This is a genomic window from Nocardia higoensis NBRC 100133 (assembly GCF_000308595.1).
Classification (GTDB): Bacteria; Actinomycetota; Actinomycetes; order Mycobacteriales; family Mycobacteriaceae; genus Nocardia; species Nocardia higoensis.
In genome coordinates, this window is record NZ_BAGA01000146.1 from 1 (window position 1) to 538 (window position 538).

The window sequence follows — 538 nt, forward strand, 5'->3', positions numbered from 1 at the left end:
GCCGTCGTAGTGGACCGGAATGATCACCGGGCTCCGATCGGTGGCCTGGGCGCCGTTCGGCGCTGTTCCACGGGAAACATCGGCCCTCGACAACGCGGCCATCCCGCCCCCGGTGGCGTGGCGTGGCGCGCTCGGCGCGTGCAGCAGGTCGCGAGCCGCGCGGCGGACAGGTTCGGCGGCGTCCGGCGACACGACGGTCACCAGGACGTTCTCGGCAGCGGGCAGGATGTCCTCGACACCGATGATCCGCGCATTCCGCAGCGCGGCAGCGACATCGGCGGCGCTCACCGCCGGGCCCGGCTCGATCAGCCACGCGCGATCGCCCGCGGCCAGGAACCGCACCCGTCCGCAGGCGTTGCCCGGTTCCGTCACCACGGTCGCGCCCCGGTCGACAGCGTCGTGCGTCCGTGCTCGGCGATGCGGCTGTTCATGCGAACGCCTCGACGGATACACCGACCTCGGCGAGCGCGGCGCGGATCCGGCGGGCCATCTCCACCGCAGCCGGCGTGTCACCGTGCACGCACAGACTCCGCGCACG

At 73.4% G+C, this 538-nt stretch carries 2 protein-coding genes; both read right to left on the reverse strand.

Going from position 1 to position 538, the window contains the following annotated elements; all coding sequences use genetic code 11:
- The coding region (locus tag ON26_RS33655; protein WP_040800285.1) for a 5-oxoprolinase subunit B family protein at positions 1–375 on the reverse strand (375 nt) is incomplete at its 3' end.
- 52 nt (positions 376–427) lie between these two features.
- Positions 428–526, reverse strand: a complete 99-nt coding sequence (locus ON26_RS33660) for a LamB/YcsF family protein (protein WP_444543704.1) — start codon at positions 524–526, stop codon at positions 428–430.
- Between the last annotated feature and the right edge of the window lie 12 nt (positions 527–538).